Source organism: Nonomuraea jabiensis (assembly GCF_014204795.1).
GTDB lineage: Bacteria > Actinomycetota > Actinomycetes > Streptosporangiales > Streptosporangiaceae > Nonomuraea > Nonomuraea jabiensis.
The window spans coordinates 7,462,129-7,482,590 of sequence record NZ_JACHMB010000001.1 but is presented as its reverse complement, the minus strand read 5'-3'; the positions used below and the strand labels follow the sequence as shown (position 1 = coordinate 7,482,590).

General features: G+C 70.7%; 17 protein-coding genes. 7 read left to right on the top strand and 10 right to left on the bottom strand.

The window, feature by feature from the left end; translation table 11 throughout:
- Positions 1-108: 108 nt before the first annotated feature.
- Positions 109-579 (bottom strand): cation diffusion facilitator family transporter, encoded by a 471-nt coding sequence (locus HD596_RS34220; RefSeq protein WP_313045483.1) that lies wholly within the window; start codon positions 577-579, stop codon positions 109-111.
- A 103-nt stretch (positions 580-682) separates the two neighbouring features.
- On the opposite strand from HD596_RS34220, the gene HD596_RS34215 reads away from it, so the two are divergent.
- Positions 683-1,039 carry an ArsR/SmtB family transcription factor gene (locus HD596_RS34215; RefSeq protein ID WP_185073396.1) on the top strand — a complete coding sequence of 119 codons (357 nt, stop codon included), beginning with the start codon at positions 683-685 and terminating at the stop codon, positions 1,037-1,039.
- A 17-nt stretch (positions 1,040-1,056) separates the two neighbouring features.
- Here the strand turns inward: HD596_RS34215 and HD596_RS34210 are convergent, their stop codons facing one another.
- Positions 1,057-1,665 carry an ACT domain-containing protein gene (locus tag HD596_RS34210; protein ID WP_185073394.1) on the bottom strand — a complete coding sequence of 203 codons (609 nt, stop codon included), beginning with the start codon at positions 1,663-1,665 and terminating at the stop codon, positions 1,057-1,059.
- 411 nt (positions 1,666-2,076) lie between these two features.
- Positions 2,077-5,187 carry a bifunctional cytochrome P450/NADPH--P450 reductase gene (locus HD596_RS34205; protein ID WP_185073392.1) on the bottom strand — a complete coding sequence of 1,037 codons (3,111 nt, stop codon included), beginning with the start codon at positions 5,185-5,187 and terminating at the stop codon, positions 2,077-2,079.
- Positions 5,188-5,241: 54 nt separating this feature from the next.
- Here HD596_RS34205 and HD596_RS34200 point away from each other — a divergent pair, with 54 nt between their 5' ends.
- From HD596_RS34200 to HD596_RS34190, 3 genes are all read left to right on the top strand, one after another.
- Positions 5,242-5,805: a TetR/AcrR family transcriptional regulator gene (locus HD596_RS34200; RefSeq protein WP_185073390.1), complete on the top strand. Its 564-nt coding sequence runs from the start codon at positions 5,242-5,244 to the stop codon at positions 5,803-5,805.
- Between the two features lie 76 nt (positions 5,806-5,881).
- Entirely contained in the window at positions 5,882-7,039 is a 1,158-nt protein-coding gene (locus tag HD596_RS34195) for a thiolase family protein (RefSeq protein WP_185073388.1), read from the top strand.
- A gap of 23 nt (positions 7,040-7,062) precedes the next feature.
- Positions 7,063-7,764 (top strand): SDR family oxidoreductase, encoded by a 702-nt coding sequence (locus tag HD596_RS34190; protein WP_185073386.1) that lies wholly within the window; start codon positions 7,063-7,065, stop codon positions 7,762-7,764.
- Between the two features lie 17 nt (positions 7,765-7,781).
- On the opposite strand, the gene HD596_RS34185 is transcribed toward HD596_RS34190, so the two are convergent.
- The 6 genes from HD596_RS34185 to HD596_RS34160 form a co-directional block, all read right to left on the bottom strand.
- Entirely contained in the window at positions 7,782-8,084 is a 303-nt protein-coding gene (locus HD596_RS34185) for a hypothetical protein (RefSeq protein WP_185073384.1), read from the bottom strand.
- 130 nt (positions 8,085-8,214) lie between these two features.
- The gene (locus HD596_RS34180; RefSeq protein ID WP_246555032.1) at positions 8,215-9,471 is read right to left on the bottom strand and encodes a right-handed parallel beta-helix repeat-containing protein; all 1,257 of its coding nucleotides are present in this window, start codon (positions 9,469-9,471) and stop codon (positions 8,215-8,217) included.
- A 56-nt stretch (positions 9,472-9,527) separates the two neighbouring features.
- Positions 9,528-11,312: a glycoside hydrolase family 13 protein gene (locus tag HD596_RS34175; protein WP_313045478.1), complete on the bottom strand. Its 1,785-nt coding sequence runs from the start codon at positions 11,310-11,312 to the stop codon at positions 9,528-9,530.
- Positions 11,313-12,152 carry a sugar ABC transporter permease gene (locus HD596_RS34170; protein ID WP_313045476.1) on the bottom strand — a complete coding sequence of 280 codons (840 nt, stop codon included), beginning with the start codon at positions 12,150-12,152 and terminating at the stop codon, positions 11,313-11,315.
- Positions 12,149-13,729, bottom strand: a complete 1,581-nt coding sequence (locus tag HD596_RS34165) for an ABC transporter permease subunit (RefSeq protein WP_185073382.1) — start codon at positions 13,727-13,729, stop codon at positions 12,149-12,151. The genes HD596_RS34170 and HD596_RS34165 overlap by 4 nt, the downstream gene beginning before the upstream one ends.
- Before the next feature lie 2 nt (positions 13,730-13,731).
- Positions 13,732-15,012, bottom strand: a complete 1,281-nt coding sequence (locus HD596_RS34160; protein WP_185073380.1) for a sugar ABC transporter substrate-binding protein — start codon at positions 15,010-15,012, stop codon at positions 13,732-13,734.
- Positions 15,013-15,323: 311 nt separating this feature from the next.
- Between HD596_RS34160 and HD596_RS34155 the strand changes: the two genes are divergently transcribed.
- The 3 genes from HD596_RS34155 to HD596_RS34145 all read left to right on the top strand — a co-directional run bounded on the left by HD596_RS34155 (position 15,324) and on the right by HD596_RS34145 (position 19,108).
- Entirely contained in the window at positions 15,324-16,817 is a 1,494-nt protein-coding gene (locus tag HD596_RS34155; RefSeq protein WP_185073378.1) for a glycoside hydrolase family 13 protein, read from the top strand.
- A 79-nt stretch (positions 16,818-16,896) separates the two neighbouring features.
- Complete coding sequence (locus HD596_RS34150) at positions 16,897-18,240, top strand: sensor histidine kinase (protein WP_185073376.1); 1,344 nt, start codon at positions 16,897-16,899, stop codon at positions 18,238-18,240.
- Positions 18,241-18,286: 46 nt separating this feature from the next.
- Positions 18,287-19,108, top strand: coding sequence for an SAM-dependent methyltransferase (locus HD596_RS34145; protein ID WP_185073374.1), 822 nt, complete (start codon positions 18,287-18,289; stop codon positions 19,106-19,108).
- Here HD596_RS34145 and HD596_RS34140 read toward each other — a convergent pair.
- On the bottom strand, positions 19,105-20,445 hold the full coding sequence (locus tag HD596_RS34140) for a cation:dicarboxylate symporter family transporter (RefSeq protein ID WP_185073372.1): 1,341 nt from the start codon (positions 20,443-20,445) through the stop codon (positions 19,105-19,107). The two genes, HD596_RS34145 and HD596_RS34140, sit on opposite strands and share 4 nt — an antisense overlap.
- Positions 20,446-20,462 lie beyond the last annotated feature (17 nt).

Below are 20,462 nucleotides of genomic sequence, written 5' to 3'. Positions count from 1 at the left end.
TGGCGTGGTGGTCGGCGCCCGCGGGACCGTCCGGGTCGGTGTGGACGGTGGCGGCTCTCAGCCGCGGCAACTGGTGGATGAGCCGATCTCCCGGCCCGCCCTGATCCGCTAGCGGGCCACCCACTCGTTCCCCGCGAACCCCACCACGGCCGCCCCCGCCACCCATCCGACGGCCCGGAGGTCCTGGGGGTTCAGCAGCCGGGTGACGGCCTCGTATCCGGCCAGGGCCGCCGAGGCGGCGATCAGCAGGACGATGACGATGCCCGCGAGGTCCTCGGCCCTGCCGTACCCGTAGGTGAAGCGCCGGGTGGCGGCGCGGCGGCCGATCGAGAACGCGATCGCCAGCGGGACGGCGGTGAGCGCGTCGGTCACGTTGTGCAGGGTGTCGCCGAGCAGCGCGACCGACCCGGAGACCATGACGATCCCCGCCTGGACGGCGGCGGTGACCATCAGGACGGCGAACGAGACGGCCAGCACGCGCATGCCGCGACTGCCGGCCTCCAGGGCGGCATCGGTCTTGCCGGCGCTGCCGTGGGTGTGGGCGCTGAACGGATGGTGCGCCGCGACCGTGCGCGCCACCCGGGCTCCGAGGCGCCCGGGTCCGTGTGGATCATGGTCCCTGTGGCCGGTCATGGCATCCCTCGCTTGCGCAATTCAAGCCTTTTGACCAGGCTATGTAGTCATGTACGCACGCGACAACGTCTCAGGTGCCGACCAGTCGCAGGAGCAACCCACTCTCGCCCAGGTGAACGCGGCGGTGGACGCCTTCCGCATGCTCAGCGACGGCACCCGGCTGAGGCTGATGTGGTTGCTCTCATCGGGCGAGAAGGATGTGAACTCGCTTGCCGAGGCCATCGGCGTGCCCCGCCCGTCGGTGTCGCAGCACCTCGCCAAGCTCCGGCTGGCGGGACTGGTCGGCACCCGCAGGGACGGGCATCGCGTGCTCTACCGCGCACGCGACTCCCACGTACGGGCTCTCATAGCGGAAGCCCTGTTCCATGCCGGCCACGAGGTGTCCGGCCTGCCCCGTCACGACTAGCGAACATCCGCCCCCGGTCAGGCGCGGGCGGCCAGCTTGGCGACCACGTCCACGATGCGGGCGGCGCGCTCCAGCTCGGCGCGGTGGAACACCGGCCCGTCCGCCCTGGCGACCACCAGGTGCAGCCCCTGCGCCACCACCGGCAGCAACATCAGGCGCAGTTCGTTGGCGTCCATGGTGGCGGCCCGCGGCGGGGGTTCCGGCAGGTTCAGCTCGAACTTCGCGGGCGCGGCCAGCGAGGCGTGCCGTACGGCACCGTCGGCCAGCGCCACCGACCACTCCGCCCCGCACAATCCCGGCAGCGCGTCCACCAGCGCGGCGAATCCCCGGGCGGGCTGGGACACGACGTGCATGAGAAGGTCGTAGTCCAGCGCCGAGCCCGGCACCTCCTTGGTCGCCCAGACGCCCTCCACCCGTACACCCGGCATGGCCGACAATCGATCGCGAGCCTCTGAGGCGGTCACCGGCCCTGGCCAGGAAACAGTGAAATCGTCCACGGCCCGTCCGGCCTCGCGTTCGAGCACGGTGACCTGCATGATGTCCGCGCCCAGCGCTCCAAGAGACTTGGCGACCTGGCCAAGGCCGCCCGGCCGATCCGGCAGCGACACCCTCAGTCGCAGCAGCATTGCCGCCTCCTTTCAGAGGCTCTCACAGTGCCGTGGAAAAGTTTCGAGCATGTTCCATGGATATGTCACGCATGCTGCGGTTATATCCCAGCATGCAGTGTTAAGTCCGGAATGTCGATAAAGGGCTGTCGCAGGTTTCCGCAGGTCATGGTACGCCCCTCCTCCGCACCCCCGGCCAGCCCCGCCATCACCCAAACCACGCACGAGGCCGGGGTCTCACGCCCTGCACCCGCCACGCCACTGATCTCGCACCTTGAATACGCCCCACCGCCACGCGCCGTACAAGAGCGCCGGCCCCCACCGCACGACACCCCGCCGACGCGACGCCCGAAGGCCACCCGCCGCGCTCCCCGCAGGACGAGTAGCCCCGCCGCACCGCCGCTCGCCGCCCGTAGAGGGCCGGAGGGCGGGTTAGGCGAAGACGTCCTGTTGGTAGCGGCCGGAGGACTCCAGGTCGGCCAGCCACCCGGCCCCGTCCTCCCCCGTCCGTGACCGGTGGATGTCCAGCAGCGCCTGCCGCACCGCCGGAGCCATCCGCAGCCCGTCCCCGCAGACGTACACGTACGCGCCCTGCGACAGCAGCTCCCACACCTCGTCTGCGTGCGCCGCGATGGCGTCCTGGACGAACCGGTACGGGTGCCCCGGCACGGCGGAGTACGCGGTGTGCCTAGGCACGCCCCAGCGGGACAGGTCGTCCGCGTACAGGTCGTCGTGCTGCGGGTGGCGGCAGCCGGTGAAGACGGCGGCGCGGCCGGGAGCCCCCGCCAGCAGGCGCTCCTCGATGAAGCCGCGCAGCGGCGCGAAGCCGGTGCCGGGGCCGACGAGGATCACCGGCGTGGCCGGGTCGTCCGGCAGCCGGAACGGCGGCGCGGGCACGCGGATGTAGCCGTAGAAGACCTCGCCCTCCTTCAGCCCGGCGAGGTAGGCCGAGCACATGCCCTGGTAGGTGCCCGTGCCGGACCAGGCGGGGCCCTCGACGAGGCCGACGGTGAGGCGCACGAGCGAGGGGTCGGCCAGCGGCGAGGAGGAGACGGAGTAGTAGCGGGGCTTGATCGGCCCGGCCAGCTCCAGGAACACCGGCAGCGGCAGCTCGATCGCCGGGAAGCGGTCGAGCAGGGTCAGCGGGGAGACGCGCTTGGCGAGGATCTCGTCGGCGTAGTTCGCGGTCAGCTCGGCGAGCTGGCTCTTGGTCCAGGGGCAGGCGGTGTGCGCGGCCAGCGCCTCCAGGTCGGACCTGGTGGCCACCTCCTGCAGCTCGGCGAACTCGGTCAGCAGCAGGCCCGCCGTGACCGGCGTGTCCACGGGCAGGTGGGTGGTTCCGGCGGCGCGCAGCCGTACCACCTGCTCGCGGGGGACGCGCAGGCAGCGCAGCGCCCACTCCACCAGCTCGGGGTCGTTCTTGGCGAAGACGGCCACGTGGTCGCCCGCCGAGTAGGTGACGCCTTCGGGCAGCCGGGCCACGATGGAGCGCACGCCGGGGCGCGGCGCCTCGGTCGAGAAGTCCCAGAGGCCGGTCGGGTCGGAGGTCAGCTCCTCGTTGGAGACGACGGTCAGCGGGAAGGCGCGCGAGGAGACGACCGAGGGCCTGACCTCGGCCTCGCTGAGCACCTCCATCTCGTAACGCGGCCCGGCGCTCTCGGTGCCCAGATTCGCAGGAGTCGAGTACTCCTCGGCCAGCGCCGCCCACAGCCCGGCCGTCCAGGCGGTCACGTCGCCGTCGAAGTCGCCGTCCGCGTCGGCCTCGCCGCGCTCGATCAGCGGCACCGCTCCGGCGGCCGTCAGCTTCTCGTACGCGCGCTTCGGGAACTCCTGGTACGTGGGCCACTGCGTGTTCCCGCACCCGAGCACGGCCAGCCGGACCCCGGACAGGTCGGGCAGCGTCTCCAGGGCGTCGAAGCGCTGGGCGTTGTCGGGGGCCTTGCCGTTGTAGGAGGAGGCGACCACGATCAGCAGGCCCTCGCTCGGCGGCGTCATGTCGTCGAGCGAGGTCAGCGTCGTGGCGAAGCCCGCGCGACCGGCCCGCTCGGCCAGGCGTTCGGCGATGTCGGAGCTGGTGCCGAGGTTGGAGCCGTAGGCGACGGTGAGCGGCACGCCGGTGACGGCGATCTCCTGCTGCGCGCTCTCCTCGGCCTCCTGGACCACGACGACGGCCCGCTCGTGCGCCCGCCGCTCGCGGACCCTGAGCGTGAACCCGTCGGGCTTGAGGGTGAGGGTCTGCTTGATCTTCATGCGGTAGACGTTCGGGTCGGAGATCGCGAACCGCCGCAGGATCATCGCCAGCGCCAGCCTGGCCTCGGTCAGCGCGAACTGGCGGCCGATGCAGGCCCGCTCGCCGTTGCCGAACGGCTTGTAGGCCCCGGGGTGATGGCTCCGCTTGTTCTCCGGCAGCCAGCGGTCGATGTCGAACTCGTCCGGCCGCTCCCACGCCTTGGGGTTGCGGTGCAGCACCGGCAGCAGCACGCCGACGCCCTGGTCCCTGGCGATGGGGTAGCCGCCGATCGTGGTGTCCTCGACCGCGCTGACGTTGAAGGCCGGGATCGGCGACCAGTGCCGCAGCGTCTCCTCCAGGATGCGCGCGATGACGTCGAGCTTCATGATCGTCTCGTACGTGGGCGGCTCGTCGCCCGGCAGCAGCCGGTCCACCTCCTCGTAGGCGCGGGCCAGGGTGTGCGGCTCGCGCAGCAGGTTGTAGAGGGCGAAGGAGAGCAGGCCGCTGGTGGTCTCGTGGCCGGCGATGAGGAAGGTGAGGACCTGGTTGCGGATGTTCTCGTCGGACAGGCGGGCGCCGCTCTGCGGGTCGGACGCCTCCAGCATGAGGCCGAGCAGGTCCTTGGAGCCGGTGGCGCCCTCGGCGCGGCGCTGCCTGATCACGTCGTCGACCAGCGACTGCATGGTGGCGATGTCGCGCCGGTAGGCCTCCTCGCGCCCGCGCTTGAGCTTGGTGACGAACGGCAGCTGCTGGTTGCGCAGCATGGCCTCGGTGAGCGCGCCGCCCATGGCCTGCAGGAACGGGTGCAGCTCGGGCGAGTCGAAGGAGTGGAAGCGGTAGCCGAACCCGGTGAGCGAGATCGTGTCCAGCGTCAGCCTGGTCATGTCGTCGGCGACGGGCAGGTCCTCCCCCTGGCGGGCTGCCCACGACTCGACGAGCTGCTCGGCGACCTCGAGCATCTGCCCGTAGTACGCCTTCATGGCCCGCTGGCTGAAGGCCGGCATCAGGATGCGGTGCGCGTGCCCCCAGGCCGGCTCGTCCGGGTTGGCCGTGAAGAGCCCGTCACCGGCGAAGTCGCGCACGATCGTCAGCGGCGGCTTGATCCGCTTGACGAACCGGCTCTCGTCGCACACCTCCGCGACCAGGTCGGGGTCGTACACCAGCACGATCGTGCGGCCGGCGACCTCCAGCCGGAAGATGCCCTCGTCGTACTGGGAGGCGACCTGGATGAAGTGCTCCACCGGCGAGTGAGAGGGAATCTGCAGCGTGTTGCCGAGGATGGGCAGGCCCTGCGGGGCGGGGATCTCCGCCATGATTGCTCCCTTCGAGTAACCATACACCGTATGGCTGACGCTACCATACGGTGTATGGCAGTGAGCGCGCGCAGGGGTGCCCCCCTGACTCTCGAGGAGATCAGCACCACGGCGGTGCGCCTGATGGACGAGAGCGGGGTGGAGGGGCTGTCCATGCGCAAGCTGGCGGCCGAACTGAACGTCAACCCGATGTCCCTCTACCACCACGTGGAGAGCAAGGAGGCGCTGCTGGGGCTGGTCTGCGCCACGGCGGCCGAGCGCATGCACATGCCGCCGGACGACGGCGCCCCGTGGGAGGAGCAGCTCATGGCGCTGGCGCTGGCCTACCACCGGCACGCGAAGGAACACCCCGCCGTATGGGGATATGTCCACACCCATCCGAGTCTCGTCGCCGACCGGCGGCTGCCCATCTGGCAGACGCTCTACCGCATCCTGCGGCTGGCGGGGGTGCCGGAGCCGGAGCTGCGGCGGACGAGCGACATCCTGCACGCGTTCGTCTCGGGTTTCATCCTGGCCGAGACCCAGGGGCACATGTCCGACGACCCCGAGGAGATCGGCCGCACCTTCGACGCGGCCATCCAGCTGATCATCGACGGCCTGGCGCGCTCCACCTCCTGACCGGAAGGGTCCGTTGGAAAATCCAACCCACTGGGTCTAGAGTGGGTTCAGTTTTCCAACTGATGAGGAGGGCGCTGTGCGTGACGCCGTCATCGTGCAAGCCGTACGTACTCCGATCGGCAAGGGCAAACCAGGCGGCGGCCTGTCCGCGATCCACCCCGTGGACCTGCTCGCGCACACGCTGCGCGCCCTGATCGAGCGCAGCGGGGTGGACCCGTCCCTGGTGGACGACGTGATCGGCGGCTGCGTCGACCAGGTGGGCGAGCAGGCCATGAACACCACCCGCAACGCCTGGCTGGCGGCCGGCCTCCCGGAGTCGGTGCCCGCCGTCACGGTGGACCGGCAGTGCGGTTCGTCACAGCAGGCCGTGCACTTCGCCGCGCAAGGGGTGATGTCCGGCGCGTACGACCTGGTGGTGGCGTGCGGCGTGGAGTCGATGAGCCGGGTGCCGATGTGGTCGAACGTGCCCGCGGGCGCCGACCCGTTCGGTCCGGCGCTGGCCGCGCGCTTCCCCGGCGGCCTGGTGCCGCAGGGCATCAGCGCGGAGCTCATCGCGGCCAAGTGGTCGCTCGGCCGCGAGCAGCTCGACGAGTTCTCCGCCGGCTCGCACCGCAAGGCCGCCGCCGCCTCCTTCGCCGGCGAGCTGGCGCCCGTCGGCGGGCTCGACCGGGACGAGTCGGTACGCCCGAGCACGACGCCGGAGATCCTGGCCGGGCTCAGGCCCGCCTTCACCGACCCCGGTTACGCCGAGCGGTTCCCGCAGATCGACTGGTCGGTGACCGCGGGCAACAGCAGCCCCATCAACGACGGGGCGGCGGCCGTACTGGTCACCACCTCGGAGACGGCGGCCCGCCTGGGCCTGCGGCCCCTGGCCCGGCTGCACAGCTTCGCCGTCGTCGGCTCGGACCCGATCCTCATGCTCACCGGCGTCATCCCGGCCACGGAGAAGGTCCTGCGCCGCGCGGGGCTGAGCCTCGCCGACATCGACCTGTTCGAGGTCAACGAGGCGTTCGCGAGCGTCGTGCTGGCCTGGCTCCAGGAGACCGGCGCCGATCCGGCCAAGGTCAACGTCAAGGGCGGCGCCATCGCCCTCGGCCACCCGCTGGGCGCCAGCGGCGCCCGCATCGCCACGACCCTGGTCCACGCGATGGCCGAGCGCGGCGCCCGCTACGCGCTGCAGACCATGTGCGAGGCGGGCGGCCTCGCCAACGCCCTCATCCTCGAACGTCCCTGACAACACCTTTGGAGCAGTACGTCATGAAGATCTCCGGCAGTGTCGCACTCGTCACCGGCGCCAACCGCGGCCTGGGCGCCGCCTTCGCCCAGGCCCTCCTGGACCGGGGAGCCCGCACGGTCTACGCGGCCGCCAGGAACCCCGCCACGATCACCGGCACGAACCTCACCCCCGTCGAGCTCGACGTCACCGACCCGGCCGCGGTCGCGGCCGCGGCCGAGCGCTGCGGCGACGTGGACCTGCTGATCAACAACGCCGGCATCTCGCGTTCGGGCAGCCCTGACCTGGACTCGGCGCGCGCCGAGATGGACACCAACTACTTCGGCACCCTGTCCATGAGCCGCGCCTTCGCCCCCGTCCTGGCCCGCAACGGCGGCGGGGCGCTGGTGAACGTCCTGTCGGTGCTGTCGTTCATCACGCTGCCCCAGGCGAGCGGGTACGCCGCGTCGAAGGCGGCGGCGTGGTCCCTGACCAACGCCCTGCGGCTGGAGCTGAAGGAGCAGGGCACCCACGTCCTGGGGGTGCACGCGGGCTACATCGACACCGACATGGCCGCCCACGTCACCGGACCCAAGATCACTCCGGCGGAGGTCGTCGCGCAGACCCTCGACGCCCTGGAGACCGGGGCCTACGAGGTGCTGGCCGACGCCATCAGCCGGCAGTCGAAGGCCGGGCTCTCGGGCGAGCTGGAGCGCCTCTACCCGGCGCTGGCCACGAGCAGCTGACGCGGGCAGCTGACGCCTCAGTCGCTCGCCTCCCAGACGGCCTCGAACGCCTGCTCCGTGATCTCGGTCAGCTCCCAGACCTCCAGCGGCTGGTCGGTGAGGAAGCCGTGCTCGTCCTGCAGGTGGCGCCACCAGTAGCGGCGGCCGGTCCGGTCGGCGCCCACCAGCACCTGCCTGATCGCCCACTCTTCGTGGCCGTCGCCCTCGACGCTCTCGAACAGCCAGGCGCGCCCGTTCTCGTCGCCCAGGTGCCAGTAGCGCCTGGGGGCGTCGGACTCGGCGAGCTGCCGCACCAGCGGCTGGCGAAGATCTGGAAGCACCCGTCCACTCTAGAACGAGCGCAGCCCGCCGATGGCGATCTCGGCGGCGCTGACCGGGTCGAGCACGTCGGCGACGCGGTCCGACGGCTCGCGCTCGGCGACCACGCGGCGTCAGTGCGGGGAAGGCGCGTCAGTGCTGGTAGGCGCCCGCGTCAGGCGCGCCTGCCAGGGGCTTGCCGACCATGTCCTTGCCGAGCGCCGCGCCCCCGTACCACTTGGAGCTGAGGGGCAGGCCGCGGCCGAGCGCCGGCGAGCCGGGCCGCAGCCGCAGGTCGGTACGGGAGACGAACTTCGGATCGGCCACGATCGACTTCGGCCCCAGCTTGAACTTGTTCACGCGCCCCTGGTAGACGCTGCCGCCCTCGTCGGCCCCCTTGCCGTCCTCCCAGCCGGCCTCGCCGCCCACCACGATCACGTTGTTGCGCAGTTTCAGGATCGATGGGGCGCACCCGTCGTGGCAGGACCAGCCGATGGTGTCCTTGGCCGGCAGGTAGACCGAGTTCTGGACGGCGACCGTGCCCTTGACGGGCCCGACGACGTGGCGCGGGCCGCGGGTGATGAGGAAGGAGCCGCGGCTGCGGGAGGAGGTCACGACGTTGAAGGCGAACACGTTGCCGGTGGCGGTCTTGCCCTTCTGGGCGCCGAGCTCGGTGAACGTCTCGTTGTTCCTGGAGGTGTTGTGGGTGACGCGGTTGCGGTCGCCGTCGAAGATCTCGACGGCGGCCCCGTCGGTGCCGTAGTCGGCGCTCTTGGCGAAGCTGCCGGTGATGGTGTTGCCGGTCACGAGGTTGTCGTCGCCGTTGAGCAGCACGCCGAAGGCGCCGGAGTCGTTGTCGCCGCCCTCGTCGTTGACGCTCATCCGGTTGTTGTCGGTCAGGACGCTGTCGCGGATGACGTTGCGCGAGCCGGACGGGGTGACGTAGACGCCCGCGATGTTGCCGTCGGCCTGCACGCCGGCCAGCTCGTTGCTGTCGCCGGCGACCTGGAAGCCGGCCCAGCGGCAGCGGGAGGCCCGCAGGCCGCTGACGCGCCAGTGGTTGCCGCTGAGCACGACGCAGTCGTCGTCCATGCCGCTGATCCTGGCCAGGGGGCCGGTGCCGTACGCCTGGACGACGATCGGCCTGGCCGCGGTGCCGTTGGCCTCGAGCTTGAGCGAGCCGGTGAAGGAGCTGCCGCGCTTGAAGCTGACCGCGTCGCCCGGCTTGAGGTCGGCGGCGTTGACCTTGTCGAGGGACTTCCACGGCGCGGTGGCGCTGGTGCCCGCCGCGTCGTCGTTGCCCGACTTGGAGTCCACGTAGTACGTGGTGCCCGCCAGCGCGTACGCGGGGGCCGCCGGAGCGAAACCGGGCAGGAGAGCCGCCATGACGGCGACGGGCAGCAACCTCATTCGAGCACACCACTATCGAGTTGGAGCGGATGGGGGGGAAGCCCAAGGTAGCGTGATCAACGCGTGAGACGCCAGAGACGCACCGAAGGACCGTCACCCGGCAGCACATCCCCGTCCTCGGCGTTGTAGAGGCCGCGGGCGTGGACGCCGAGGCGCAGCGGCGCGCCGGGCGCCCGCCGCACGCACACCAGGATCGACTCCTCGTACGTCTCCCGCGCGAAGACCAGGCAGTCGGCGTCGGCGTGCAGCCAGCGCAGGCCGCCGTGGCGCAGCGCGGGCTCGGCGCGGCGCAGCCCGAGCAGCTCCCGGTAGGCCGCCAGCGTCGCCAGGTCCTGGTCCGCGGGCCGGTTCCAGGGCATCGGGGTGCGGGAGTGCTCGCCGTTCACCCCGGTCAGGCCGAACTCGCTGCCCGCGAACACCATCGGCGTGCCCGGCAGCGTGGCCTGCAGGCCGAGCGCGAGCAGGTGGCGCTCGCGCGAGCCGGTGACGGTGCGGATGCGGGGCGAGTCGTGCGAGTCGAGCAGCTGCCAGGAGTGGACGAGCGAGCGCCACGACATGTGGGACGCGAACGACCGGAACGTGGCCAGCGCGGCCGTCCCGTCGCGCGACGGCACGCCGCCCGGCACGCCGAGGAAGTGGTCGAGGTCCAGCTCGGGCCCGCGCAGCCAGGTCCAGACGGGGCGGGTGAAGCCGCCGTAGTTCATGGTGCCGTGCCAGCCGTCGCGGTCGAGGTCGCAGGAGGCGTCGTGGTTGTGCTCGGCGATGAACGCCGCCTCGGGGCCCAGCTCGGCCCGGAGCATGGCGGCGACCTCGTGGTTGTGGTCGGCGGCGGCGTGCCTGCCGGTCATGTTGGCCACGTCCACGCGCCAGCCGTCCAGCGGCCCGAGCCACTTCTTCAGCACGGCCCGCATGCGGGCGCGGACGAGCTCGCTGCCCCAGTTGAGCTTGGGCAGCGTCTTGACGCCCCACCAGGACTCGTAGTCGCCGGAGTCGCGGTCGAAGTAGAACATCTCGCGCTCGACCGCGTTCACGTCGGAGACGGCCGCGGTGAACCATTCGTGCGTGTCGCCGCAGTGGTTGGTGGTGATGTCGCCGAGCAGGCGCATGCCGCGGGCGTGCAGGGCGCCGGACAGGCGGTGCAGCGCCTCGTCGCCGCCGAGCAGCGGGTCGACGTGCTCGAACGTGGCGGCGTCGTAGCGGTGGTTGGAGCGGGCGGGGAAGATCGGCGTCAGGTAGACGGTGTCCGCGCCGAGGCTCTGGATGTGGTCGAGCCGCTGGACGACGCCGTCGAGGTCGCCGCCGTAGAACTGCCCCGAGGTGCCGGGGCCGGAGGGGATGACCGGGTCGCGGTCCCAGTCGCGGGGCAGCGCCCAGTCGGGCAGGTCGCGCATGGGCCGGGAGCGGTCGAAACGGTCGGGGAAGATCTGGTAGACGATCGCGTCCGACATCCAGGAGGGCGGCGGCCGGTGGCACACGAGGCGGAAGTCGCCCGCGTCGGTCACGTCGTGGGCGACGAGCCCGGCCGCGGTCAGCCACGCCTGGCCGCCCCGCGTGGCCAGCAGGAACCGGTACGGGGTCACCGGGTTGACCGCGGTGATCTCGGCCCGCCACCAGACGTCCGTGCCGCCGTACCCGCCGGCCTGCCGCCGCGACGGGTCCGGCGCCGCCTCGGCGTAGCGCGGCTCGCCGTCGTGCACGGTACGCACGTGCACGCCCGTGATCCCGGCGGCCAGCGGCGCCCGCAGCCACAGCGTCACCCGGGAGCCGAGGGCGGGCTCCTGCTCGGAGACGTACAGAGCTGAGCCGTCGTGATGCGGCTCCCCGATGAAGCGCAAATCCACCTATCCCTTGACAGCCCCGGCGGTGAGCCCGGAGACGATGTACTTCTGCAACCAGAGGAACACACTCACCGTCGGAATCGCGGTAAGCAGCGTCGCCGCGGCGAACATGCCGAAGTTCGCGTTGCGGTGGTCGCCGGCGATCATTCCGTACATGCCGACGGCGAGGGTCTTGCTCTCGGGGTCGCGCAGGAACACGTTCGCCATGAGGAACTCGCTCATCGTGCCGATGAACGCCAGCAGCGCCGTGACCGCGAGGATCGGCGTGACCAGCGGCATGATCACCCGCCAGAAGATCTGCGCGTGCGTGGCCCCGTCCACGGTGGCGGCCTCGTCCAGCTCCTTCGGCACGGTGTCGAGGAAGCCCTTCATCAGCCAGGTGTTCACGCCGAGCGCGCCGCCGAGGTAGAGCAGCATCAGCCCCCACACGGTGTTGAACCCGAAGGCCGGATACAGCTCGGTCACCCTGGTGAAGATCATGAAGATCGTCACGATGGCCAGGAACTGCGGGAACATCTGGATGAGCAGCAGCGCCAGCAGCCCGACCCGGCGGCCCGCGAAGCGCATGCGGCTGAAGGCGTACGCGGCGAGCATCGACAGCAGCAGGCTCGCGAACGAGGCCACCAGAGCGATGAACACCGAGTTGAAGAACCACCGGCCGAACGGGTAGCTGTCGGAGGTCAGCAGGTTGGCGAAGTTGGTCAGGCTGGCCCCGGTCGGCAGCAGGTCGGTTGAGGCCAGCGTGCCCATGGGGTTGATCGCGGCCGAGACCACGAACAGGATCGGGAAGAGCGCGAACGCGCACACGATCAGCACGAAGACGTGCCTGAGGGCGAGCTTCACGCGTAGACCTCCTCCTGCTTGCGGGTACGGCGGAACGCCACGGCCGAGATGACGGCCACGATCGTGAAGATGAACACCGAGACCGCCGCCGCGAAGCCGAACTGCGCGCCGCCCGCGCCGAACGCCAGCCTGAAGGTGTAGGTGATCAGCAGGTCGGTGCCGCCCACCTGCGGGTTGTCGGCCGGGAACGGCCCGCCCTCGGTGGTGAGCGCGATCGCGTTGAAGTTGTTGAAGTTGTAGGCGAACGACGAGATCAGCAGCGGGGTGAGCGCCACCAGCAGCAGCGGCAGCGTCACCCGCCGGAACGCCTTCCACGGCGTGGCCCCGTCGATGGCCGCCGCCTCGGTCAGCTCGCGCGGGATGGCCTGCAGCGCGCCGGTGGTGACGAGGAACATGTACGGGAAGCCGAGCCAGAGGTTGACCAGGATCACCCCGAACCGGGCGGTCGCGGTCTCGCCCAGCCAGTCGACGTTGGCGCCGAGGAGCTGGTTGATCAGGCCGAAGTCGCGGTTGAACATGTCACGCCACACCAGCAGCATGGCGAAGGCGGGCATCGCGTAGGGCAGGATCAGCGCGATCCGGTAGAACCGGGTGCCGCGCATCCGGGGGTGGTGCAGCGCCAGCGCGACCGACATGCCGAGCGCGAACGTGCCGAGCACGGAGGCCAGCGCGAAGACCAGGTTCCAGCCGAACACCCCCGCGAAATATCCCGAAATAGTCGGATTTGTAAGCACCCGAGCGAAGTTGTCGAGCCCGACGCCCACCTGCCAGCCCTGCGCCAGGTGCTCGCCCTTGGCGTTGACGAAGAAGCCCTGGCTCTCGTCGGCCGTCCAGGTGTCGCCGTTGCCGCGCACGCAGTCGCAGCCGGCGTCGTACACGAGCGCCGCCTTGCCCTCGACGGCCCGGCTGAGCCCGTTCGCCTTGATCGCGCCGTCGCCGGTCGGCACGGTCAGCGCGGAGATCTCCCGCCCGCGGGCGGCGGCCTCGGGCGCCTTGAGCACGGTCAGCCCGGGGGCCGCCAGCACCTTGCCGGTGACCCCGACCTGGGCGCCCGCCAGCGGCGACAGCCCCTCGGAGTCGCCCAGCCGCACCTGCTTGGTCTTGGGGTCGACCAGCAGGAACACCAGCTCGTCACCGCGCAGCGCGGCCGTCAGGGCGTACTCGGGCGAGCCGGGGGTCTGCCGCACCGAGCCGGTCTCGATGGCGGTGACGGCGGCGGCCTTGTCGCCGCGGTGCCCGTCGCCGAAGTTCGTGAACGCGGTGGTGACCGTGTAGACGACGGGGAACACCTGGAAGGCGATCAGGAAGACGGTGCCGGGGACCAGGTACTTGGCCGGGATGAAGCGGCGGGTCAGGTAGAGGTAGGCGATGGCCGCGCTGACGGCGCACAGCAGCGCGAGCGAGGCCCACGATTCGGCGGCGACCAGCGGCGGCACGGCGTAGAGCAGGATCGCGGCGGCCACGGCCAGCACCGCGATCCTGCTCACCACGAACGCCGTGGTGATCTCCCGGCGGGGCCGTGGAGCCGCCTCGGGCTTCACGCCTTTTCTTGGGGCCTCGCGCACGTCGAGCGCCATGATCAGTGCTTGAGCGAGCCGTCGATGGCCTTCTGCGCGGCCGCGGCGGCCTTGGCCGCGTCGCCGCCCTTGACGACGGCGTTCTCGGCGATGCCGAACGGCTCCCAGATGGCCGCCATCTCGGGGATGGCCGGCATCGGCAGGCCGTCCTTGCCCGCCTCCATGAACTTGACCGCGTCCGGGTCGCTCGCCTGGACCTCCTGGAGAGCGGCGGTCAGCGCCGGGGGCCGCGGGTCGGCCTCGTACAGCGCCTTCGCGACGTCCTTGTTGGTCACGTAGTTGGCGACGAACTCCTGGGCCAGGGCCTTGTTCTTGCCCTTGGAGGCCACGAAGAACGTCTGCACGCCGACGAACGGGGTGGCGGGCTTGCCGCCCTTGAAGGACGGGACGGCCGTGATGTCGTACGTGATGCCGCCCTTCTTGACCTCGCTCATCGCCCACGGGCCGGAGATCAGGTAGGCGCACTTGCCGCCGGCGAAGTTGACGATGTAGTTCTCGTTCGTGATCGACGTGCGCAGCGCGCCGTCGCCCTTCTCGCCCAGGTCCTTGAGCTTGCCGAACGCCTTGACCGAGTCGGGCGAGCCGACCAGCACCTGCTTGGGGTCGGGGTCGCCGGTGGAGGTGGCGCCGAACAGCGCGCCGCCCGCGGAGGCGAAGATCGGGTAGACGTGGAAGGCGTCGCCCTTCTGGCCGACGGGGATGCAGAGCACCTCCTTGACCTTGCCGGCCGCCTTGAGCTCCTTGCCCTTGGCGATCATGTCCTCGATCGAGGCGGGCGCGTCGGGGGCGAGCTTGGTGTTGCGGATCAGGGCGATGTTCTCCACCGCGTACGGGGCTCCGTAGACCTGCCCGTTGAACGTCACGGCCTGCATCGCCTTGGCCGAGAAGGCTGCCTTCTGCTCGTCGGTCAGCGTGACGGGGTCGATGGCGCCGTTCTGCACGAGGTTGCCGATCCAGTCGTGCGCGCCGATCATGATGTCCGGGCCGCTGCCCTGCTGGGAGGCGGTGAGGAAGGTCGTCTGGTTGTCCTTGCTGATCTCCTTCACCTCGACGGTCACGCCGTTCTCGGTGCCGAACTGGTCGGCGAACGGCTTGAGCGGCTTGACGCGGCTGGGGTCGGCCCAGATCACGAGCGTGCCGCCGCTCTTGGCCGCCGGGGCGGAGGCGGACGCACCGGGTGCCGCCGGAGAGGCCGACTGGGAAGCCGGCTGGGATTCGCCGCACGCCGTGGCGGCGAACGCGAGGGTCGCGAGAGCGGCCACACCCAGAGCCCGCATGCGCATGGGACCTCCTGAGGTCACGCAGGAACGGCGGCGCCACACGAGCGCCGCCGGAAGAAAGCTCTAACGTTTCCGGGACGTTAGCGGCTCTTTGCAAGAATTGGAAGAACTTGCGAAAGAGCGTTACGTGATCCTCACCGAACCGAGCGAAACCCGCTCTCACAGGGGGTCGGTCTGGGACCCTCGGCCGGAGTACGGGCGGGTCACGGTGACGTATGCAACTTTCCGCAAGTTGCGCTTGACCCCGGCCGAGCGGGCGCGACATCCTTCACCACAACATCACGGACATCTCGGTCATCCAGGGAAGGACAGCCATGCTCGGCAACGACGACTGGTGGCGTGACGCCGTCGTGTACCAGGTCTACCCGCGCAGCTTCGCCGACGCCGACGGAGATGGCATGGGCGACCTCGCCGGCGTGCGCGAGCGCCTCGGCTACCTCGCCGACCTGGGCGTGGACGCCATCTGGCTGAGCCCCTTCTACACCTCCCCCATGGCCGACGGCGGCTACGACGTGGCCGACTACCGGGACGTGGACCCCATGTTCGGCACGCTCGCCGACTTCGACGCCCTCATGGCCGACGCCCACGACAAGGGCATCAGGGTCATCGTGGACCTGGTGCCGAACCACTCCTCCGACCAGCACCCGTGGTTCCAGGCCGGTCTGCGCGATCGCTACATCTTCCGCGACGAGCCCAACGACTGGGAGTCGATCTTCGGCGGCCCGGCCTGGACGCAGGTGGCGGACGGGCAGTGGTACCTGCACCTGTTCGCCCCCGAGCAGCCGGACCTCAACTGGGAGAACCCGGACGTGCGCGCCGAGTTCCGCGACATCCTGCGCTTCTGGCTCGACCGGGGCGTGGACGGCTTCAGGATCGACGTGGCGCACGGCATGATCAAGGCCGCCGGACTGCCCGACGTGGGGCCGAAGGAGGGCCGCCAGGCCGAGATGCTCGGCGACGAGCAGCTGCCGTACTTCGACCAGGACGGCGTGCACGAGATCTACCGCGAGTGGCGGCCGATCCTCGACTCCTACCCCGGCGGCCGGATGGCGGTGGCCGAGGCGTGGGTGTCCTCCCCCGAGCGGCTGGCCCGCTACGTCGGGCCCGACGAGCTGCACCAGGCGTTCTCGTTCGAGTTCATGATGGCCGACTTCCACGCCAAGTCCTTCCGTACCGTCATCGAGAAGGCGCTGAAGGAGTCGGAGCTGGTCGGCGCGCCCACCACGTGGGTGCTGTCGAACCACGACAAGCCCCGCCACGTCACCCGCCACGGCGGCCTGGCCCGCGCCCGCGCGGCCACGCTGCTCATGCTGGCCCTGCCCGGCTCGGCCTACCTCTACAACGGCGAGGAGCTGGGCCTGCCCGAGGTGCTCGACCTGCCGGACGAGCTGCGCCAGGACCCGGCCTTCCGGCGCACCGGCGAGAGCCGCGACGGCTGCCGGGTGCCGATCCCGTGGACGGCCACCGGCGACTTCGGCTGGCGTGATCCCTGGCTGCCGATCCCCGACTCGTGGGGGCCGCTGTCGGCCGAGGCCCAGGAGCACGACCCCGCCTCCACCCTGAACCTCTACCGCGCCGCGCTGAAGCTCCGCAAAGAGCACCCGGCGCTCGGCGGCGGCACCGTGACGTGGCTCGACTCCCCCAAGGACGTGCTGGCCATCGAGCGCGACCCGGGGCTGGTCGTGGTGCTCAACACGGGCGAGGAGCCGGTGCGGCTCGACTTCGGCGGCGAGGTGCTGCTGTCCAGCGGCCCGCTGGCCGCGGACGGGGCCCTCCCGCCGGACACCGCGGCCTGGATCCAGCGCTGACCGGATCCGGTCCCCGGGTTGGGGGAATCTTTCCCTTAACGCGGCAAATGTCGGTAATCACGCTCGGTAACCTCACAGGGTGCCACCCTGGTGGGCCAGATCCCTGCGCGGACGCGTCACCCTCATCGCGACGGCTGTAGCCGCCCTCGTGCTCATCCCCGTGGCCGTCGCCGGGGTGATCACCGCCAGGTCGCTGATGACGGCCAGCGTCTTCCGCGACACCAGGGACACGGCCGAGCGGATCGCGTACGAGATGCGCGGCGGCGCGCTGCCCATGGGCGCCGCCATCCCGGTGCCCAACCCGCCGGTGGACCTGATCCAGGTCGTCGGCCCCAACGGCCAGATCCTGGCCAGCAGCGACGCGGCCAGGAACCTGCCGCCGCTCAGCGACATCCGCCCCACACCCGAGAACCGGGTGATCAGCGTGATGAACTGCCTGCCCACCGAGTGCATCCACGTCACCGCCGTCCGCGTCAGCCTGTTCGCCGACTCCCCCGTGGTCTACGCGGGCCGCAGCACGCCCGACCTGCTGGCCAACCGCGGGCTGGAAGTGGTGGTGTTCATCGAGGTCGGGGTGCTGATCGGGCTGGCGTCGTGGGCCACGTGGCTGGTCACGGGGCGCGCGCTGCGGCCGGTGGCGACCATGCGGGCCGAGCTGGACGCCGTCCACGCGGGCGACCTGAGCCGGCGCGTCACGCAGCCGCCGGGCGCGGACGAGGTGGCCCAGCTCGCCCGGTCCGTCAACGGCACGCTGGCCCGGCTGGAACGCTCGGCCCAGCAGCAGCGCCAGTTCGCCTCCGACGCCTCGCACGAGCTGCGCACCCCCATCGCGGGCCTGCGCGCCCAGCTGGAGAGCGCCCAGCTCTATCCCGACGACACCGATGTCGAGGCGCTGGTGGACAGCGCGCTGCGCGACACCGACCGCCTGGAGGCCATCATCACCGATCTGCTGCTGCTGGCCAGGATCGGCTCCCGGGTGGACGTGGTCAAGGAGCGGGTGGACCTCGCCGAGCTGGTGCGCCAGGAGCTGTCCGTGCGCTGCGACAAGGTGCCCGTGCACGTGGAACTGGCCGAGGGGGTGGTGGTCGAGGGCGTACGGCTCCAGCTCGCCAGGGTGCTGACGAACCTGCTGGACAACGCCCAGCGCCACGCCGAGCACACGGTCCAGGTCGAGGTCCGCAGGGAGGGCGAGCACACGGCGCTGCTGGCGGTCGAGAACGACGGCGTCGAGATCGCCGAGGAGGATCGCGAGCGCATCTTCCAGCGCTTCACCCGCCTGGACGCCGCCCGCAGCCGCGACGCCGGCGGAACGGGCCTGGGCCTGGCCATCGCGCGCGACGTCGCGGTGGCCCATGGGGGGCAGATCACCGTTGAGGACCGTGTGGGCGGCGCGCGATTTGTGTTGAGACTTCCAGCCGTTTGACCGCTTTTCGTAGATTTCCGGTGCTCAAGTCATAGATCATGGTGTCATGACGGAACAAGCGCCTCAGGGCGTCGACCCGCATATCCCTAACGCGGCGCGTATGTACGACTACTTCCTGGGCGGCAAGGACAACTTCCAAGCCGACAGGGATCTGGCCGAACTGGTCCTGAGCGCGGTCCCCGAGACGCGCGACGGCACCAGGGAGAACCGGGCGCTCATCGGCCGGTTCGTGCGTTACCTCTGCGAACAGGGCATCACGCAGTTCCTCGACCTCGGCTCGGGCCTGCCCGCGCAGGAGAACGTGCACGAGGTCGCGCTCCGCCACACCCCCGACGCCCGCGTGGTCTACGTGGACAACGACCCCGTGGTGGCCACGCACGGCAGGGCCCTGCTGGCCGACCCGGAACGGGTGGCCATGGTGCTGGGCGACGTGCGCCGGCCGAAGGAGATCCTGGCCAACCCCGAAGTGCGCGCGCTCCTGGACTTCGAGCGGCCGGTGGCCGTGCTGATGATGTTCATCCTGCACCTGATCCCCGACGAGGACGACCCGGACACGTTCGTGGCCGCCTACCGCGAGGCGATGGCGCCGGGCAGCTATCTGGCCATCTCACACGTGGGCAGCGACTCCCACTCGGCGCTGACGGACCGGGTGGTCGAGTTCTACCAACGGGCCAACATGCCGTTCAGGCCGCGACCCGGCAAGGAGATCGCGGCCTTCTTCGGTGACTTCGAGTTCATCCCGCCCGGCTACCTCGCCAACGGCATCGGGCCGGAGCTCGGGTGGCCGTACATCGACCGCGACGTCCCGATCTTCCTCGACCCGGACCTGTCGCGGATGGGCTACGCGGGCATCGCCCGCAAGCCCTAGACCTTCGACAGCTCCCGGTCGCCCGACTCGTCGGGGCCGGGGCCGCCGGTGTCGTCGTCCTCGTCCAGCAGCGTGGACTCGTCGAACGGCGCCTGCCCGGCCAGCACCTGGTTCGCGCGCTCCCGGTCGAAGTCACCGGTCCAGACGGCGACCAGCACGGTGGCGACGGAGTTGCCGGCGAAGTTCGTCAGCGCCCTGGCCTCCGACATGAAGCGGTCGATGCCCACGATGAGGCCGACGCCGTCGACCAGCGCCGGACGGTGCGCCTGCAGCCCGCCGGCCAGCGTGGCCAGCCCGGCCCCGGTCACGCCCGCGGCGCCCTTGGAGGCGATCATCATGAACAGCAGCAGCGCGATCTGCTCGCCGAACTGCAGCGGCGCCCCGGTGGCCTCGGCGATGAACAGCGTGGCCATGGTCAGGTAGATCGCCGTGCCGTCGAGGTTGAAGGAGTAGCCGGTCGGCACCGTGATGCCGGCCACGGTCTTGCTCACGCCCAGGTGCTCCATCTTGGCGATGAGCCGGGGCAGGGCCGTCTCCGACGAGGAGGTGGACAGGATGAGCAGGAACTCGCGGCCCAGGTACTTCAGCAGCGACCACAGGTTGATCCGCGCGACCAGCCACAGGATCGAGCCGAGCACGACGCCGACGAACAGCAGGCACGTGATGTAGAAGGCGACCATGATGATCGCCAGGCTCTTGAGCGCCTCCAGCCCGGTCTCCCCCACGACCGCGGCGATCGCGCCGAACGCGCCGACGGGCGCGGCCCACATGATCATGGCGAGGATGCGGAACGTCAGCCGCTGGAAGTGCTCGATGGTGCGCAGGATCGGCTCGCCCTTGGCGCCCATGGCCTGGATCGCGAACCCGGCCAGCAGCGCCACGAGCAGCGCCTGCAGCACCGAGCCTTCGGTGAGCGAGGACACCAGCGTCTTCGGGATGATGCCGAGCAGGAAGTCGACCGTGCTGGACTCGCCGCCCTTGGCCGCCTGCGCCTCCGCCGCCTGCCTGGCCGCGTCGCTGAGGTGCAGCCCCGAGCCCGGGTCGATGACGTTGCCGACCAGCAGGCCGATGAGCAGGGCTACCGTGGACATGACGATGAAGTAGCCGAGCGCGAGCCCGCCGACCTTGCCGACCTTGGCCGCCTGGCGTACCGAGCCGATGCCCAGCACGATCGTGCAGAAGATGATCGGCCCGATCACCATCTGGATGAGCGCCACGAAGCCGGTGCCGAGCGGTTTGAGCTCCTTGCCCACGTCCGGCCAGACGAATCCGACCAGGATGCCGAGTAGGACCGCCCCGATGACGGCCAGATAGAGGTAGCGAGTGCGATCACGCATGGGGGGCTCTCCAGCGG

Excerpts from the sequence above, each read along its gene's own strand:
- HD596_RS34215 (WP_185073396.1), top strand. The coding sequence starts at position 683 with ATGTACGCACGCGACAACGTCTCAGGTGCCGACCAGTCGCAGGAGCAA.
- HD596_RS34210 (WP_185073394.1), bottom strand. The coding sequence starts at position 1,665 with ATGCTGCTGCGACTGAGGGTGTCGCTGCCGGATCGGCCGGGCGGCCTT.
- HD596_RS34205 (WP_185073392.1), bottom strand. The coding sequence starts at position 5,187 with ATGGCGGAGATCCCCGCCCCGCAGGGCCTGCCCATCCTCGGCAACACG.
- HD596_RS34200 (WP_185073390.1), top strand. The coding sequence starts at position 5,242 with ATGGCAGTGAGCGCGCGCAGGGGTGCCCCCCTGACTCTCGAGGAGATC.
- HD596_RS34190 (WP_185073386.1), top strand. The coding sequence starts at position 7,063 with ATGAAGATCTCCGGCAGTGTCGCACTCGTCACCGGCGCCAACCGCGGC.
- HD596_RS34180 (WP_246555032.1), bottom strand. The coding sequence starts at position 9,471 with ATGAGGTTGCTGCCCGTCGCCGTCATGGCGGCTCTCCTGCCCGGTTTC.
- HD596_RS34165 (WP_185073382.1), bottom strand. The coding sequence starts at position 13,729 with ATGGCGCTCGACGTGCGCGAGGCCCCAAGAAAAGGCGTGAAGCCCGAG.
- HD596_RS34160 (WP_185073380.1), bottom strand. The coding sequence starts at position 15,012 with ATGCGCATGCGGGCTCTGGGTGTGGCCGCTCTCGCGACCCTCGCGTTC.
- HD596_RS34155 (WP_185073378.1), top strand. The coding sequence starts at position 15,324 with ATGCTCGGCAACGACGACTGGTGGCGTGACGCCGTCGTGTACCAGGTC.
- HD596_RS34145 (WP_185073374.1), top strand. The coding sequence starts at position 18,287 with ATGACGGAACAAGCGCCTCAGGGCGTCGACCCGCATATCCCTAACGCG.
- HD596_RS34140 (WP_185073372.1), bottom strand. The coding sequence starts at position 20,445 with ATGCGTGATCGCACTCGCTACCTCTATCTGGCCGTCATCGGGGCGGTC.